Below are 1,428 nucleotides of genomic sequence, written 5' to 3' on the forward strand. Positions count from 1 at the left end.
GCAGGCCGAACGCGCGCTGCGCCAGCCGCCGCGCGCCGAGGCGCCGCAGGCAGCCGATGCCGCGCCGGCCGCAGGACAAGCTGCCGCGCCGGCCGCCGACGTATTCGATGCCGAAGGCAACCTCGTGTCCGCGCCACGCGCGCCGCGCGGTCCGCGCAACGACGTGCCGGGCGCCGGCAAGAATGCGGGCAAGAGCCGCAAGAAGGGCAAGGGCCGCCAGGCTGCGCCCGGCAAGGTCAGCGATGCCGACGCCGTGTTCTCGTTCGTTACCTCCGACGCGTTCGACAGCGAAGACGGCGGCACGGGCCGCGTGCAGAAAGCGGCCGTGCGCCGCGACCTGACGTCCGACGACGACGCGCCGAAGCTGCACAAGGTGCTGGCCGAAGCCGGTCTCGGTTCGCGCCGCGACATGGAAGACCTGATCATCTCGGGCCGCGTGTCCGTCAACGGCGAGCCGGCCCACATCGGCCAGCGCATCCTGCCGACCGACCACGTGCGCATCAACGGCAAGCTGATCCAGCGCCGCGTGAGCAAGAAACCGCCGCGCGTGCTGGTCTATCACAAGCCGGCCGGCGAAATCGTCAGCCACAACGACCCGGACGGCCGTCCATCCGTGTTCGACCGCCTGCCGACCATGAAGGCGGGCAAGTGGCTGGCCGTCGGCCGCCTCGACTTTAATACGGAAGGTCTGCTGCTGTTTACCACCTCCGGTGACCTGGCCAACCGCCTGATGCACCCGCGCTACGGCATCGACCGCGAGTACGCCGTGCGTACCCTGGGCGAGCTGGAAGAGGGCATGCGCCAGAAGCTGCTGGCCGGCGTCGAGCTGGAAGACGGCATGGCGCAGTTCTCGAAGATCGCCGATGGCGGCGGCGAAGGCATCAACAAGTGGTATCGCGTGGTGATCGGCGAAGGCCGCAACCGCGAAGTGCGCCGCATGTTCGAAGCCATCGGCCTGACCGTGTCGCGCCTGATCCGTACCCGCTACGGCGCCATGACCCTGCCGAGCGGTCTGAAGCGCGGCCGCTGGGAAGAGATGGATGAAAACACCGTGCGCGACCTGCTGGCCGCCTACGGCATCGAAAAGAAAATGCCGCCTTCGGGCGACCCGCGCGCCGCCGGCGCCGCCAAGGGCCGCGAAGCGCGCAAGGCCAGCCGCGATGACGAGCCGAATGGCAACCGCATCGATGTGAGCAACCGCAACGCCGATCCGTTCCCTGTCGCGCCGCGCCGTGGCCAGCCGCAAGGCCAGTTTGCCCGTCCGCAAGGCCAGGGCCGTCCAGGCGGCGCCGGCCGTCCTGGCGATGCCCGGGGTCCTGGCCGCGGCCAGCCGCAAGGTCCGTTCCAGGGCGGTCAGCCGCGCTCGTCGGCATCGTTCGACGGTGTGTCGCAAGGCCAGGGTCGTCCGCCGCGCGCGGCCGGCCAGGG

General features: G+C 70.5%; 1 protein-coding gene. It reads left to right on the plus strand.

The genetic code is table 11. The annotated features are described in order from the left end of the window. The coding region (rluB, locus tag CBW50_RS28365) for a 23S rRNA pseudouridine(2605) synthase RluB (protein ID WP_253252022.1) at nt 1-1,428 on the plus strand (1,428 nt) is incomplete at both ends.

This window comes from Janthinobacterium sp. GW458P (assembly GCF_002127585.1).
Classification (GTDB): domain Bacteria; phylum Pseudomonadota; class Gammaproteobacteria; order Burkholderiales; family Burkholderiaceae_D; genus Janthinobacterium.